This is a genomic window from Kitasatospora sp. NEAU-69 (assembly GCF_057158765.1).
In genome coordinates this window covers 1-15,930 of sequence record NZ_JBWXUE010000029.1, presented here as the reverse complement: position 1 = coordinate 15,930, position 15,930 = coordinate 1, and the positions used below count along the sequence as shown (strand labels likewise).

Annotated in this window: 9 protein-coding genes; 7 read left to right on the top strand and 2 right to left on the bottom strand. The window is 70.2% G+C overall.

The window, feature by feature from the left end; all coding sequences use genetic code 11:
* Positions 1 to 30: 30 nt before the first annotated feature.
* Positions 31 to 228: a ferredoxin gene (locus AC060L_RS28365; protein ID WP_483801800.1), complete on the bottom strand. Its 198-nt coding sequence runs from the start codon at positions 226 to 228 to the stop codon at positions 31 to 33.
* 5 nt (positions 229 to 233) lie between these two features.
* Positions 234 to 1,463, bottom strand: coding sequence for a cytochrome P450 (locus tag AC060L_RS28360; protein WP_483801799.1), 1,230 nt, complete (start codon positions 1,461 to 1,463; stop codon positions 234 to 236).
* A 171-nt stretch (positions 1,464 to 1,634) separates the two neighbouring features.
* Here AC060L_RS28360 and AC060L_RS28355 point away from each other — a divergent pair, with 171 nt between their 5' ends.
* The 7 genes from AC060L_RS28355 to AC060L_RS28325 form a co-directional block, all read left to right on the top strand.
* On the top strand, positions 1,635 to 2,060 hold the full coding sequence (locus AC060L_RS28355; protein WP_483801798.1) for a nuclear transport factor 2 family protein: 426 nt from the start codon (positions 1,635 to 1,637) through the stop codon (positions 2,058 to 2,060).
* 157 nt (positions 2,061 to 2,217) lie between these two features.
* Positions 2,218 to 3,249, top strand: coding sequence for a 3-oxoacyl-ACP synthase III family protein (locus tag AC060L_RS28350; RefSeq protein WP_483801797.1), 1,032 nt, complete (start codon positions 2,218 to 2,220; stop codon positions 3,247 to 3,249).
* A 4-nt stretch (positions 3,250 to 3,253) separates the two neighbouring features.
* Positions 3,254 to 5,140 carry an HAD-IIIC family phosphatase gene (locus tag AC060L_RS28345; protein WP_483801796.1) on the top strand — a complete coding sequence of 629 codons (1,887 nt, stop codon included), beginning with the start codon at positions 3,254 to 3,256 and terminating at the stop codon, positions 5,138 to 5,140.
* The gene (locus tag AC060L_RS28340) at positions 5,137 to 5,364 is read left to right on the top strand and encodes an acyl carrier protein (protein ID WP_483801795.1); all 228 of its coding nucleotides are present in this window, start codon (positions 5,137 to 5,139) and stop codon (positions 5,362 to 5,364) included. Before AC060L_RS28345 ends, AC060L_RS28340 begins: the two co-directional genes overlap by 4 nt.
* 11 nt (positions 5,365 to 5,375) lie before the next feature.
* Positions 5,376 to 6,122, top strand: coding sequence for a 2-oxo acid dehydrogenase subunit E2 (locus tag AC060L_RS28335; protein ID WP_483801794.1), 747 nt, complete (start codon positions 5,376 to 5,378; stop codon positions 6,120 to 6,122).
* The gene (locus tag AC060L_RS28330; protein WP_483801793.1) at positions 6,119 to 7,231 is read left to right on the top strand and encodes an alpha/beta hydrolase; all 1,113 of its coding nucleotides are present in this window, start codon (positions 6,119 to 6,121) and stop codon (positions 7,229 to 7,231) included. The genes AC060L_RS28335 and AC060L_RS28330 overlap by 4 nt, the downstream gene beginning before the upstream one ends.
* A gap of 12 nt (positions 7,232 to 7,243) precedes the next feature.
* A partial coding sequence (locus AC060L_RS28325) for a type I polyketide synthase (RefSeq protein WP_483801792.1) occupies positions 7,244 to 15,930 on the top strand: 8,687 nt, incomplete at its 3' end.

The following is a 15,930-nucleotide window of genomic DNA, read 5'->3' as shown; positions in this document are numbered from 1 at the left end:
AGCTGGGACCCGCCCCCCGGACGGGCGGGGCTACTCGACGATGGTGATCGCCCGCTCCGGGCAGGCGTTCGCACCGCTCAGCGCGGCCGACCTGAGCGCCGCGTCCACCTGGAAGCGGCCCGCCTCGTTCTTGGCGGTGTCGGGGTTGACCTCGTAGACCGCCGGGCTCATCACCTGGCAGAGGCCGTGGCCGTTGCACGCGGATTCATCGACCTCGATGGTGACCACGGGCTTCATCCGATCGTCAGGTCGAGGCGGTTCATGCCGCGGACCGGAAGGTAGTGGTGGACGCGGGAGGAGCCGGGCGTCACGTGGTAGCTCGGGATGAGCCGGTGCCACTCCTCCAGCGCGACCTTGAGGATCCGACGGGCGAGGTGCATGCCGAGGCAGCGGTGCGGGCCGATGCCGAAGCTCAGGTGACGCACCGCCGACCGGTCGAAGTCCACCCGGTCCGCGTGGTCGAAGGCCTCGGGGTCGCGGCCTGACATGCCCCAGGACATCAGCACCTGGTCACCGGCGCGCATGGTGACGCCGTGGCGCTCGACGTCCTGGGTCAGGACGCGGGCGGAGCTGCCCATGGCCTGGTACCGGATCAGTTCCTCGATGATGAGCGGGATCTTGTCCGGCGACGTGGCGATGAGCTCCTGGATCTCCGGGTGCTCGGCCAGGTACAGCAGGATCAGGCCCAGGATGGAGTTGGTGGTGTCCAGGCTCGCCAGCATGGTCATGAAGACCACGTTGACGATCTCGTCCTGGGTCAGGTCCCGGCCCTCCAGCTTCGTCTTCAGCAGCAGGCTGACGACGTCGTAGCCGTCCTCGAACCCGTCGGCCCGGCGCTTGTCGACCGCGTCCGAGAAGAAGCCCCACAGCGGCTTGCTCGCCGCGTAGCGGTCCTGGTCGGTGCCGCCCATCGCGTTCTTGCGCAGCCAGTCCTTGTGGTCGAGCAGCTGCTGGAGGTTCTCACGCCCGATGCCGAAGTTGATCAGGAAGGTCTCGGCCGGCAGCGGGACGGCGAAGTCGGCGATCGCGTCGGTGGTCCCGCGCTTCGCGATCGGCTCGATCAGGTCGATCGCGGCCTGGCGGATCTGCGGGGTGATCTGGTTGACGACGGCGGGGTTGAACACGGTGGTCAGCGTCTGGCGCCACACCCGGTGCTCGTCCCCGTCGAGCTGGACGGGGATCTGCTTGTCGGCGTAGAGCTGGATGTGCGGAATGCTGACCTTCCCGTTCGAGAAGATCTCGGGGTTCTTGGCCGCCCACTCGATGTCCTCGTACCGGGTCAGGATCCAGAAGCCACCGAGCTCCTCCGACCGCACGATCGGTGCGAACTCGCGCAGCTTGTCGAACTGCGAGACCGGGTCCTGCTGGAGCCACGGCTGGAAGAGGCTCCACCGACGTCCCAGTTCCTCTACTGTCTGCGGCGGTTCGGTCAGCATGGTCGGCTCCTCGTAAGTCTTGGGCACGCTTGGATGCCGACGGTGACCGGCTGGGCTTAGGGCTTCCTTGTCGATGTCTAAAGGCATTCGGGGGCCCTGCGCGCTTCCCCGCGCGCTTAGGCTCCGGCACAGCGCGGCTTAAGCGCCCCTTCCTAGCGTCCCTGCTCACAGGTGGACGCCAGGGAGAGAAGGAAAGCCATGGAGCAGAACAAGCAGATCGCGCAGGAACTCCTGCACGCCGTCGGGCAGGGGGACGTGGCCGCCGTCGACAAGCTGCTGGCCGCCGACTTCTCGTGGCGGGTCGCCGCCGCCACCCCGGCGAGCCACCACCCGCTGCCCGAGCTCCAGACGAAGGACGAGTTCCTCGCGGGAGTCGGCGGGATGCGCGCCGTGTGGGCCGACGGGCTCGTCTACCACGTCCACAGCGTGCTGGCCGAGGGGGACCAGGTCGCGATCCAGGCCTCCGCCGAGGGCTCGACCCTCGGCCTGAGCTTCCGGAACCGCTACGCGTTCTTCCTCGAACTGCGCGACGGTCTCGTGGTCGCCGGGCACGAGTACCTCGACTTCGCCTACCTGCAGTCCTTCCAGGCGCAGATGGCCGAGCGGATGGCCGAGGCGGCCTGAGGCCGCGGTCCGCGGGGCCGGCCGCGCACCCCTGCCCGCCGGCCCCGGGAACGGCTTCGGAACACCTTCAGAGTGACTTTAGCCAGGCCGTTCAGATTCCCGAGTACACCAACCATCTCTCCCCGATCCACGCGGACTTGCCGAAGGGACCGACTGAATGAGCATGCCCGAGGTACGCATCCTGGCGGCCGGCTCGGCGCTGCCTGGGCAGCCCGTGGACAATGCGGCCCTGGCCCGGCGGTTCAAGATGGACGCCTCCTGGGAGCAGTGGGTCGATGTCTTCATCGGCACCCGGTCCCGGCACCTGGCCGTCGATCTGGAGAGCGGCGAGATCCGCTCCTCCCTCGCCGAACTCGGCGCCGCGGCCGCGCGGCGGGCGCTGGACTCCGCCGGTCTGCGGCCCGAGGACGTGGACGTGATGGTGCTGGGCACCGCCACCCCCGACCAGCTGATGCCGGCCACCGTCAACATGGTGGCCGAGCGGCTCGGCATCGACGGGATCCCCACCTACCAGCTCCAGTCCGGCTGCACGGGAGCGGTCGGCGCACTCGACCTCGGCCGCCAGCTGCTGCGGACCGGCGAGTTCCGGACCGCCCTGGTGCTGGGCGGCGACGTGTGCGCGAAGCACTTCGACGTGGACTTCGACCTGAAGAGCATGGCCCCCACCGAACTGGTCAACGTGGTGCTGTTCGGGGACGGCGCCGGGGCCGCGGTCCTGACGACCGAACCCGTCGCCGACGCCGCCGTCGTGCACCGCGTCCTCAACCGGCTCACCGGGCTGGGCCGCGCGCCGGGCCAGGTCGTGGACTGGTACGGGCAGTCCAGCCGGCGGGCCGGCACCCCCGCGCTGCAGGAGGACTACAAGGCCATCGAGCAGCTGGTGCCCGGCATGGCGGTCGAGGTGCTCAAGGAACTGCTGGACGGGCTGGACTGGGCCGACACCGATGTGGACTACCTGCTCGCGCCGCAGCTCTCCGGCACGATGACCGCCCGGATCGTGAAGGAGCTCGGCCTGCCGGGCGCCGAGGAGATCAGCTGCGTGGCCGAGATCGCCAACATCGGCAACGCGGCGCCCTTCGTCCAGCTGGAGCGGCTCCTGCCCGAGATGGTCCCCGGCGACCGGGCGATCGGCATCGCGATCGAGTCGAGCAAGTGGATCAAGGCCGGCTTCGCTCTCGGGAAGGTCTGATCCGATGGAGACGCTCGTGATGGAAACGCTCGCCGATCTCACCGCCGCCCACCGCGCCGGCACGCTCGCAGCCCGGTACCCGGAGGTGCGCCGGCTGCTGACGGGCCTCGCGGACGAGGAGCTCGTCCGCGCCGGTCAGCTGCTCGCAGGCCTCGACGCCGAGCTGGTCGGCAAGGAGAACCCGGACACGCCCCAGGTCCGGATCTCGGTCACCGGCAACGGCACCCTCTCCGGCCTGCTCGCCCCGCTGACCGCCGAACTCGCCCGCCACGGCCTGCTGTTGCGACCGCACTTCACCGACTTCGGCAGCTACATCCCCGAACTGTCCGCTCCCGACAGCGAACTCTGGCAGGCCTCGCCCGACCTGGTCCTGTGCGTGCTGGACCACAAGGCGGTCCTCGACGAGGTGCCCACCCCCTGGCACGTCGCCGACGTGGCGAAGGCCATCGAGGCCAAGGTGGGGCTGATCCGCGCCCTGGTCGAGCGGTTCGCCGCCCACGGCAGCGGAACGCTCGTGCTGAACACGCTGCCGCTGCCGCAGACCGTCCTCGCCCAGCTCGTGGACCACCGGTCCCGGGCTCAGCTGGGGGCCGTGTGGCGGGAGGCCAACGCCGGTCTGCTGCGGCTGGTTGACGCGCATCCCGGCGTCGTGGTGCTCGACCTCGACGCGCTGCTGACCGAGGGCGTCCGGCTCACCGAGACGCGACTCAGCAGCTATGCCAAGGCGCACCTCTCGCCCGCGCTGCTCGCCCGGTACGCCCGGCAGGCCGGACACCTCGCCAGGAACATCACCGGCCGCACCAAGAAGTGCCTGGCCCTCGACCTGGACGAGACCGTCTGGGGCGGGATCCTCGGCGAGTGCGGGCCCGAGCAGATCGAGGTCGCCGGTAGCTACAAGGGCGAGGCCTTCCGCGCCTTCCAGAAGGTCGCCAAGCAACTCGGCTCCCAGGGCGTGCTGCTGGCCGCGGTCAGCAAGAACGACATCGAGCCGGTCCGCGACACCCTCCGCACGCATCCCGAGATGACGCTCCGCGAAGCCGACTTCGTCCGGGTGATCGCCAACTGGAGCCCCAAGCACGACAATCTCAGGAGCCTGGCAGCCGACCTCAACATCGGCGTGGACAGCTTCGTCTTCGTCGACGACAGCCCCTTCGAATGCGGGCTGGTCCGCCACGAGTTGCCCGAGGTGGCCGTCGTCCAGGTGGACACCGAGCCCGCGCTGCACGTGGAACGACTGCTGCGGGACGGCTGGTTCGACGTCGTGCAGGTCACCGACGAGGACCGGGCCCGCCCCGCCACGTACCGCGACGAACTCGCCCGCAACGACTTCCTGCAGACCTTCGACTCGCTCCAGGACTACCTCCGGGAGCTGGCGGTGTGGGTCCGCTTCGGCCCGGTGGAGCCGGCCGAGGCGGCCCGGGTCTCACAGATGACCCTGCGCACCAACCAGTTCAACCTGACGACCGAGCGCCTCCAGCAGCCCGATGTGAGCCGCCTCCTGGACGACGCCTCGGCCGGCGTGCTCGGCATCCACGCCGGCGACCGGTTCGGTGCCAACGGCCTGGTGGGAGCGGTGTTCCTGCGCCGCTCCGGAGCGACCGTCGAGATCGGGAACTTCCTGCTCAGCTGCCGGGTCTTCGCCCGCGGCATCGAGCAGGCCTGCCTCACCGAGGTACTGCGGCAGGCTGCCGCGACCGGCGCGGAGCGCGTCCTCGGCCGCTACCGGCCGACCGCCAAGAACGCCAAGGTCGCCGACTTCTACACCCGAAACGGCTTCACCCTGATCTCCCAGGACGAAACGGGCACCGTCTTCGGCCACGACCTCACCGGGATCCTTCCGGCTCCCGAGCACATCGAGCTGATCACCCCCGCTGAAGGGACCGCAGAGTGAACACTGTCGATGAGTTCGTCGCCCTCGTGTGCGACGAGGTGGGCCTGCCCATCACCGCCGAGCACCTGGAGACCGGATTCGACCAGGTCCCCGGCTGGGACTCGGTGCACCTCCTCACCCTGATGATGGTGCTGGAGCGCAGCACCGGACGGCCGATCTCGCTGCCCGACCTCCTCGAAGCGCCGACCCTGGGCGACGTCTACCGGCTGGCGGTCGGTCCGTGACCGGTCGGCCGGTGGTCCGACAGCGACGACAGACGCTGTACTTCCTCGAACAGATCCGCTCGTTCTCCCCGGTGTTCCTCGACACCGAGGTCGACATGGACGAGGTGCTGTGGCACCGGGAGACGGAGCGCGAACAGGGCCGGCGCTATTCGCTGGTGAGCTACGTGCTCCACGCCGGCGCCCGGGTCCTGGCCGCGCACCCCCAGGCGAACGCCGCGATCAAGGGCGGCAGGTTTCCCCGGATCGCGCACTACTCCGAGGTCAACGCCAAGCTGGCACTGGACCGGACACTCGGCGGACAGCGGGCGGTACTCTCCGCCGTCCTGCCGGACCTGGCCAAGGCGGACCTGGCACAGATCCAGGAGCGGGTCTCGTACTACCGCGACGGCGACGTCGAGACGATGGCCGAGTTCGCCGGGGTCCGCAAGCTCCAGGGCCTGCCGATCCCCCTCGGCCGGGTCGCCTTCCGGCGCTTCGTGCAGCCCCTCGCCCGGCGCGCCGACGTCTTCGGCACCTTCGCGGTGACCTCGCTCGGCCACCGGGCGGTGGACGGCTTCCACTCGGTCGGCGGGACCACGATCACGCTCGGTGTCGGACGGATCCTCACCCGGCCCGTGGTGCGGGAGGGCGAGGTCACCACCGCCCCGGTCATGCGGCTCAGCCTCTCCTTCGACCACCGGGTGATCGACGGCGCGGAAGCGGCCGACATCCTCACCGAGATCAAGGACGCGCTGGAGAAGTTCGGCGGTCAGGCATGAACGACATCGCGGAACTCAAGCAGTTCATCGTGGTGCACGCCAAGGCCCAGGGGCTGAGCGCCTCGGAGTACCAGCCGTTGCTGGACCGGATCGGCAGTGACACGGACGGCGCACCCGACTCCTGGGCGGCCGTCTGGCGCGCGGCCGGCGAGGCCCTGGAAGCACGCGGGGACCTGCTGGAGGCCAACCGGCGCTACGTGATGGCCCGCTTCCCGTACGTGGACGGGCCGGGACGGGCCGGCGCCCAGCGGAGCTACCTCAGCGCCTTCGAGCGGTGGAGCAAGACCCAGCGGGACATCGAAGCGCTGGAGGTCGTCGTCGGTGACGAGCGCGTCCGCTGCTGGGCCACCGGACTGACCGGTGCGGGCACGGGCACCAGCACCGCCCGGCGCCCGCTGGTGCTCATCATGGGCGGCATCATCAGCGTCAAGGAGCAGTGGGCTCCGACGCTCAGGCTCGCCAACCGGCTCGGACTGGCCGCGGTGGTCGCGGAGATGCCCGGCGTCGGCGAGAACACGATGCGCTACGACGCCGACGGCTGGCGCATGATCACAGCCGTGCTGGACGCGGTCGCCGACCGCGCCGACGCGGCGAGCACCACCGCCCTGGCCCTCAGCTTCAGCGGGCACCTGGCGCTGCGCTGCGCGCTGACGGACCGCCGCATCCGCGCGGTCATCACCGCGGGCGCCCCGATCGGCGCCTTCTTCACCGACGGCGAGTGGCAGCGGCAGATCCCCCGGGTCACGGTGGACACGCTGGCCCACCTCGCCCGCACCACCCCGGGGGAACTGGGCGGGCTGCTGCCCGGCCTGGCCCTCACCGGGGAGCAACTCGACGCGCTGGACATCCCGGTGTACTACCTGGCGAGCCGGCGGGACGAGGTGATCCCACCCGAGGACCTGGCCCTGTTGCGCGGACACGTCCGCGATCTGCACGTCCTGGACAACGACGACGTGCACGGATCCCCCGGCCACGCTCTGGAGAGCCGGCTGTGGATCGTCCAGTCCCTCATGCGGCTGACCGGCCACCACGGGATCAAGCCGGCGCTGCTCGGCGCACTGCTGAGGCTGCTGCGCCTCCGTTCAAGCTTCGTACACAACGATAGGTAGGCAAGCTCGACCATGGGTGAATTCCAGGCGCACACGTCGACATCGGCCGGAGCGATCGCCATCGTCGGGATGTCCTGCCGGCTGCCGCACGCGGAGAACCCCGCCCAGCTGTGGCAGCTGCTGCGCGACGGCCGCAGCGCGATCGGCGAGCCCCCCGCGGGCCGTCCCGAACTGCCCGCCCGCCCGGGGGGCTATCTGGAGGACGTCAGCGGATTCGACGCCGGCTTCTTCGGCATCAGCCCGCGCGAGGCCTCGTCGATGGATCCCCAGCAGCGGCTGATGCTCGAACTCGCCTGGGAGGCACTGGAGGACGCCCGGATCCTGCCGGCCGACCTCGCCGACAGCCGGACCGGCGTCTTCGTCGGCGTCATCGCCGACGACTACGCGGCCCTCACCCGGCAGTACGGGATCGAGGGCATCACCCACCACACGCTGACCGGCCTGAACCGTGGCGTCATCGCCAACCGGATCTCCTACACGCTGGGCCTGCACGGACCCAGCGCCGCCGTGGACACCGGCCAGTCCTCCTCGCTGGTCGCCGTGCACCTGGCCGCCGAGAGCCTGCGTCGCGGCGAGTCCGCCATGGCCATCGCCGGCGGTGTCAACCTCAACCTCGTGCCGGAGAGTACCGTCGGCGCCGAGAAGTTCGGCGGGCTCTCCCCGGACGGCCTGAGCTTCACCTTCGACGCGCGGGCGAACGGCTACGTGCGAGGCGAGGGCGGCGCGTTCGTCGTGCTGAAGCCGCTGTCCGCCGCGATAGCCGACGGCGACCCGATCTACTGCGTGCTGCACGGCAGCGCGATGAACAACGACGGCACGACCGAGGGCCTCACCGTGCCCAGCCCGGCCGGCCAGCGGGACGTCCTGCGCCAGGCGTACCAGCGTGCCGAGGTCTGCGTCGACCAGGTGCAGTACGTCGAACTGCACGGTACGGGCACCAAGCTCGGCGACCCGATCGAGGCCTCGGCCCTGGGCGCGGTGCTCGGGGACGGCCGGTCTGAGGGCACCGAGCTGCGGGTCGGCTCGGTGAAGACCAACGTCGGACACCTTGAGGGTGCCGCCGGTATCGTCGGCCTGCTCAAGGCCGCGCTCTGCATCCGCAACCGCGAGCTGGTGCCGAGCCTGAACTTCGAGACGCCCAACCCGGAGATCCCGCTCGACAAGCTGAAGCTCTCCGTCCAGCTGAGCCGGGAGCCGTGGCCGCGGCCGGACCAGCCGCTCTACGCAGGCGTGAGCTCGTTCGGCATGGGCGGCACCAACTGCCATGTCGTGCTGTCGGACTGGAGCACCGAGCCGGTCGCGGAGTCCGCTGCTGCCGTTGAGCCGGTGGCGGAGCTGTCGGTGGCGGAGCTGTCGGTGTCGGGTGTGGTGCCGTGGGTGGTGTCGGGTCGGTCGGGGGGTGCGCTGGCGGGTCAGGCGGGTCGGTTGGTGTCGTTCCTGGAGGAGCGGCCGGAGCTGGATGTCGCGGCGGTGGGTCGTTCGCTGGCGGTGTCGCGGGCTCGTTTCGATCATCGTGCGGTGGTGGTGGGGGAGTCTCGGGATGAGCTCCTTGCGGGTGTGCGGGCGTTGGCGGGTGGTGTGCCGGCGGCTGGTGTGGTGTCGGGTCGTGTGGTGCCTGGTGGTTCGGTGGCGTTCCTGTTCTCGGGGCAGGGGAGTCAGCGTGTGGGTATGGGTCGTGAGTTGTATGTGAGCGAGCCGGTGTTTGCGGCTGCGTTCGATGAGGTTGTTGCGGCTCTGGATGTGCATCTGGATCGTTCGCTGGGTGCGGTGATCGAGGGTGAGGCGGAGCTGCTTGGGCGGACGGTGTTCACGCAGCCGGCGTTGTTCGCGGTCGAGGTGGCGCTGTTCCGTCTGCTGGAGCATTACGGAGTGACCCCGGATTATCTGGTGGGTCATTCGGTGGGTGAGTTGGCTGCGGCTCATGTGGCGGGTGTGCTGTCGCTTGAGGACGCGGCGCGTCTGGTGTGTGTGCGGGCGCGGTTGATGGAGGGTGTTGCCGCGGGCGGTGCGATGGTTGCCCTGAACGCGGGTGGGGAGCGTGTTGCGGGGTGGCTTGAGGGTCGTTCCGGTGTGGAGGTGGCGGGGTTCAACAGCCCTGCCAGCACGGTGATTTCGGGTGACGAGGTCGCGGTGCTGGAGGTCCTGGAGCTGGCTCGCGGGGAGGGTGTGAAGGCGACGCGACTGAAGGTGAGTCACGCGTTCCACTCGGCGCATCTGGACGGGATGCTGGCGGAGTTCACCGAGGTCGCCCGGACGCTGACGTATTCGGCTCCGCGGATCCCGGTGGTCTCGAACGTCACGGGCGGGCTGGTTGAGGAGTTCACGGCCGAGTACTGGGCTGCGCAGGCGCGTTCGGCGGTCCGTTTCGCCGATGGTGTCGCGACGTTGGCGGGTCTTGGTGTGACGGCGTTCGTGGAGCTGGGTCCGGATGGGACGCTGGCGGGTCTGACGAGTGAGTGCCTGGCCGACGCCGAGGGCGTCGTCGTGGTTCCGGTGCTGCGCAAGGACCGTGCCGAGAAGCGCTCGCTCCTCGCCGCGCTGGGTGCGGTGCACACGCATGGTGTGGGTGTGGCGTGGGAGCGGTTCCTGCCGGGCTCGGATCTGGTGGAGCTGCCTACCTACGCCTTCCAGCGTGAGCGCTACTGGCTGGACGGCTCGGCGATCGAGCCGGTGCGGGTACGGCCCGCCGCCGCGCGGCGCGACGAGGCGAAGCGGTCCGCCCCGCGAGGCGGCGAACTCGAACTGGTCCGTGCGCACGTGGCGGCCGTGCTCGGCCACGGTTCCGCGCGCGACGTGGACATCGACACGACCTTCAAGGACCTGGGCTTCGACTCCCTCTCGGCGGTCGAGCTCCGGAACGCGCTGAACGCGGCCACCGGGCTCGCGCTGCCCGCCGGCCTCCTCTTCAACTACCCGACCCCCGCCATCCTCGCCGCGCATCTCGGCGACCAACTCCTCGGCCTGGACCGGGACGAGGACGCGTACGAGGCCGTCGCTCTCGACGAGCCGATTGCGATCGTGGGCATGGCCTGCCGGCTCCCGGGCGGGGTCGCCTCGCCCGAGGACCTGTGGCGCCTGGTCAGCAGCGGCGTCGATGCGATCGACGGATTCCCGACCAACCGTGGCTGGGACCTCGACGCGCTGTTCGACCCGGACCCGGACCGTGCCGGCAAGTCCTCGGTCGCCAAGGGTGGTTTCCTGCACGACGCGGACAGGTTCGACGCGGAGTTCTTCGGCATCAGCCCCCGCGAGGCGGCGGCGATGGAGCCGCAGCAGCGGCTGCTGCTGGAGACGGCGTGGGAGGCCTTCGAGCAGGCGGGCATCGACCCGGCCACGCTGCGCGGCAGCCGCACCGGCGTGTACGTGGGCGCGACGGCGCAGGAGTACGGGCCGCGGCTGCACGAGCCGTCAGGTGGACACGACGGCTACCTGCTCACGGGCAACACCGCCAGCGTGGCCTCGGGCCGGCTGGCCTACACCTTCGGGCTGGAGGGCCCGGCGGTGACGGTCGACACCGCCTGCTCGTCCTCGCTCGTCGCGCTCCACCTCGCCGCGCAGGCCCTGCGCCAGGGCGAGTGCTCCGTGGCCATGGCCGGTGGTGTGTCCGTGATGGCCACGCCCGGGATGTTCGTGGAGTTCAGCCGGCAGCGCGGGCTGTCGCCGGACGGGCGCTGCAAGGCGTTCTCCTCGTCGGCCGACGGTACGGGCTGGGCCGAGGGCGTGGGTCTGCTGGTGCTGGAGCGGTTGTCGGACGCGGAGCGCAACGGGCACCAGGTGCTCGCGGTGATCCGTGGTTCCGCCGTGAACCAGGACGGTGCGAGCAACGGTCTGACGGCGCCGAACGGGCCGTCGCAGGAGCGGGTCATCCGCACGGCGCTGGCGAACGCCCGGCTGTCCGCGTCCGAGGTGGACGTCGTGGAGGCGCACGGCACGGGCACGCGACTGGGTGACCCGATCGAGGCCCAGGCGTTGCTGGCCACCTACGGCCAGGACCGCGAAGAGCCGCTTCGACTCGGTTCGCTGAAGTCGAACATCGGCCACACGCAGGCCGCGGCGGGCGTCGCGGGCGTGATCAAGATGGTCATGGCGATGCGCAACGGGGTCCTTCCGGCGACGCTGCACGTGGACGAGCCGACCCCCGAGGTCGACTGGTCGGCCGGTGCGGTGGAGCTGCTGACGCAGGCACAGGAGTGGCCGGAGCTGGACCGTCCGCGCCGGGCGGCCGTCTCGTCCTTCGGCATCAGCGGGACCAACGCGCACCTGATCGTCGAGCAGGTCACCGAAATCGACGCTCCGGTGGAGGAGTTGTCGGTGTCGGGTCCGGTGCCGTGGGTGGTGTCGGGTCGGTCGGGGGGTGCGCTGGCGGGTCAGGCGGGTCGGTTGGTGTCGTTCCTGGAGGAGCGGCCGGAGCTGGACATCGCGGCCGTGGGTCGCTCGCTGGCGGTCTCGCGGGCCCGTTTCGACCACCGTGCGGTGGTGGTGGGGGAGACCCGGGGCGAATTCCTTGACGCGCTACGGACGTTGACCCCGGGCAAGGCCGTTTCGGGTGGTTCGGTGGCGTTCCTGTTCTCGGGGCAGGGGAGTCAGCGTGTGGGTATGGGTCGTGAGTTGTATGTGAGCGAGCCGGTGTTCGCGGCTGCGTTCGATGAGGTTGTTGCGGCTCTGGATGTGCATCTGGATCGTTCGCTGGGTGCGGTGATCGAGGGTGAGTCGGAGCTGCTTGGGCGGACGGTGTTCACGCAGCCGGCGTTGTTCGCGGTCGAGGTGGCGCTGTTCCGTCTGCTGGAGCATTACGGAGTCCGGCCGGATTTCCTGGTCGGCCACTCGGTGGGTGAGTTGGCTGCGGCTCATGTGGCGGGTGTGCTGTCGCTGGAGGACGCGGCGCGTCTGGTCTGTGTGCGGGCGCGGTTGATGGAGGGGGTTGCCGCGGGCGGCGCGATGGTTGCCCTGAACGCGGGTGAAGCGCGCGTCGCCGGGTGGCTTGAGGGTCGTTCCGGTGTGGAGGTGGCGGGGTTCAACAGCCCGTCCAGCACGGTGATTTCGGGTGACGAGGTCGCGGTGCTGGAGGTCCTGGAGCTGGCTCGGGCCGAGGGTGTGAAGGCGACTCGGCTGAAGGTGAGTCACGCGTTCCACTCGGCGCATCTGGACGGGATGCTGGCGGAGTTCACCGAGGTCGCCCGGACTCTGACGTATTCGGCTCCCCGGATCCCGGTGGTCTCGAACGTCACCGGTGAGGTGATCGAGGAGTTCACGGCCGAGTACTGGGCTGCGCAGGCCCGTTCGGCGGTCCGTTTCGCCGACGGTGTCGCGACGCTGGCGGGTCTTGGTGTGACGGCGTTCGTGGAGCTGGGTCCGGATGGGACGCTGGCGGGTCTGACGGGCGAGTGCCTGGCCGACGCCGAGGGCGTCGTCGTGGTTCCGGTGCTGCGCAAGGACCGCGCCGAGAAGCGCTCCCTCCTCACGGCGCTGGGCGCGGTGCACGCACATGGTGTGGGGGTGGAGTGGGAGCGGTTCCTGCCGGGCTCGGACCTGGTGGAGCTGCCCACCTACGCCTTCCAGCGTGAGCGCTACTGGCTGGATGCGCCGCGTTCGGGTGATGCGGCGGGTCTGGGTCTGACGGCGGTGGATCATCCGTTGTTGGCTGCGGTGATTGCGGATCCTGATGGTGATGCGGTGCAGTTCTCTGCGTCGGTGTCGTTGTCGTCGCATCCGTGGCTGGCTGATCATGCGATCGGTGGGACGGTGCTGGTTCCGGGGACGGTGTTCCTGGAGCTTGCGGGTCATGCGGCCGAGCAGTTGGGGTGTGGCACGGTCGAGGAGCTGACGCTCCAGGCGCCGTTGACCCTGACCGGTACCGCTCCCGTCTCGATCCGGCTGACCGTCAGCCAGGCCGATGCGCGTGGCGACCGTCAGTTCACCGTGTACTCGCGGACCGGCGACGAGCAATGGACCGCCCACGCGGCCGGCCTGCTCACCTCCGCTGCCCCCGTGCCGGGCGTCTCCCTCGACCAGTGGCCGCCGGCCGCCGGCACCCCCATCCCGCTGGACGGCGTCTACGACCGCCTCGATGAGCTGGGTTACGGCTACGGGCCGGCCTTCCACGGCCTGCGCGCCGCCTGGCGCGCCGGTGACGACCTCTTCGCCGAGGTCGCGCTGCCCGAGCAGCTGCACACCGAGGCCGCTCGCTTCGGTCTGCACCCCGCTCTCCTCGACGCGGTCCTGCACCCGCTCGTCCTGGAGGCCGCCGCCTCGACGCAGGACGACAGCACGATCCGCCTGCCGTTCTCGTTCTCGGGCTTCGTGCTGCACGCGGTCGGTGCCACCGTGCTGCGCGTCCGCTGGACCCGTACCGGCCAGGACACGGCCCGTCTCGCTCTCGCCGACGGGGCCGGCGCGCCCGTGGCAGCGATCGAGTCGGTCGCCCTGCGGCCGATCGCCCGCGATCAGCTCGCTGTGGCCGGCCCGGCCGTGGAGTCCCTGTACCGGATGGCCTGGGAGGCCGTACCGACGGCCGAGCCGGTCGCCGAGCAGAGCTGGGTCAGGCTGGGCGAGGGGCCGTACGCCGACCTCGCCGCGCTGAGCGCCGCGATCGACGCGGGCGCTGCCGCACCGGAGTTCGTGGTGATCGGCGAGCAGGAGCTCGTCGCCGGCACCTCCGATGACGTGCCCGCCCGGACTCACGCCACGGCGGCGCGCGGGCTCGAGGTGGTCCAGGAGTGGCTGGCCGCACCGCAGTTCACCGAGAGCCGGCTGGTCCTCGCCGTGCCGGACGGTGCGCTGCACACGGCCCCGCTGGTGGGCCTGATCCGTACCGCGCAGAGCGAGCAGCCGGGCCGACTGGTCCTCGTCCACCTGGATGAGGGTGGTCTGGCGTTGCTGCCTGCGGTGTTGGCTTCGGGTGAGTCCGAGGTTGTGGTGCGTGGTGGTGGGTTGTTGGTGCCGCGGTTGGTGCGTGCGGCGGGTGTGGTGGCGGGTGCGGTTGGTGGTCTGGATCCGGAGGGTGCGGTCCTGGTGACCGGTGCTCTGGGGACGTTGGGTCGTCTGGTGGCGCGTCGGCTGGTTTCGCATCATGGTGTGCGGCATCTGGTGTTGGTGTCGCGTCGTGGTGGTGAGACGCCGGGGGCTGCGGAGTTCGTGGCGGAGCTGGCGGAGTTGGGTGCGCGGGCTTCGGTGGCGGCGTGTGACGTGTCGGACTTCGATGCGCTGGCGGGTCTGCTGGACGAGGTGGTGGTCGAGCGTCCGTTGACGGCTGTGGTGCACACGGCGGGTGTGCTGGAGGACGCGACGCTGGGGTCGCTGTCGGCGGGTCAGCTGGAGCGGGTGATGCGTCCGAAGGTGGATGCGGCGTGGAACCTGCACCGTCTGAGCTGGCATCACAAGCTCTCCGCGTTCGTGCTCTTCTCGTCGATCGCGGGCCTCATCGGCAACGCCGGTCAGGCGAACTACGCGGCGGCGAACACCTTCCTCGATGCTCTCGCGCAGCACCGTCGGGCCCAGAACCTGCCCGCGACCTCCCTCGCCTGGAGCCTCTGGGACAGCGCGGACGGAATGGCCGGAAGCCTCGGCGACGCCGACGTCGCGCGGTGGAAGCGGAGCGGGATCGTCCCGCTGACGCCGGAACTGGGTCTGGAGCTGTTCGACGCGGCGCTCGCCTCGGCCGAGCCGCTGCTGGTCCCCGCCGAACTCGACCTGGGCGCCCTGCGCGCCCGCGCCGAGGAGAACGCGCTCCCCGAGCTCTTCACCGGCCTGGTCCGCGTCCGCCGCCGGCAGGCGGCCGGTGCCGCCCACGGCGCCGACTCGTCGTGGGTCCAGCGGCTGATCCAGCTGGGCGCGGACGAGCGGGCGCAAGCCGTGCTCCAGACCGTGCGGGAGACCGTGGGGCTGGTTCTCGGGCACGGGGCCAACGCCGACATCGACCCGGCCAAGGCCTTCAAGGAGACCGGTTTCGACTCCCTCACCGGTGTCGAACTGCGCAACCGGCTCAACTCGGTGACCGGAGTGCGACTGCCGGCCACCCTGGTCTTCGACCACCCGTCGCCCCAGGCCGTGGCGGAGTTCCTGCTGGAGCAGCTCAATGCGACCGGAACGGCCGTCGTCCCGTCCGTGGTTGCCCACGCTCCGGGACTGGACGAGCCGATCGCGGTGGTGGGTATGGGGTGTCGTTATCCGGGTGGGGTGGTTTCGCCGGAGGATTTGTGGCGGCTGGTGGTGGAGGGCCGGGATGCTGTTGGTGAGTTCCCGGGTGATCGTGGTTGGGATGTGGAGGGGCTTTTCGATCCGGATCCGGAGAAGATCGGTAAGTCGTATACGCGTCGGGGTGGGTTTCTTTATGAGGCTGCGGATTTCGATGCGGAGTTCTTTGGTCTGAGTCCGCGTGAGGCGGTGGCGACGGATCCGCAGCAGCGTGTGTTGCTGGAGGTGGCGTGGGAGGCGTTGGAGCGGGCGGGTATTGATCCGGGCTCGTTGCGGGGTTCTTCGACGGGTGTGTATGCGGGTGTGATGTACAACGATTACGGGTCGCGGTTGGGGAGTGCTCCGGAGGGTTTCGAGGGGCATTTGCTGACGGGGACGATCGCGAGTGTGTTGTCGGGTCGGGTGGCTTACACGTTCGGTCTTGAGGGGCCGGCGGTGACGTTGGATACGGCGTGTTCGTCGTCGTTGGTGGCGGTGCATCTGGCGGCTCAGGCGTTGCGTCAGGG

Coding starts and splice junctions, on each gene's coding strand:
- AC060L_RS28355 (WP_483801798.1), top strand. CDS start 1,635: ATGGAGCAGAACAAGCAGATCGCGCAGGAACTCCTGCACGCCGTCGGG.
- AC060L_RS28350 (WP_483801797.1), top strand. CDS start 2,218: ATGAGCATGCCCGAGGTACGCATCCTGGCGGCCGGCTCGGCGCTGCCT.
- AC060L_RS28345 (WP_483801796.1), top strand. CDS start 3,254: ATGGAGACGCTCGTGATGGAAACGCTCGCCGATCTCACCGCCGCCCAC.
- AC060L_RS28330 (WP_483801793.1), top strand. CDS start 6,119: ATGAACGACATCGCGGAACTCAAGCAGTTCATCGTGGTGCACGCCAAG.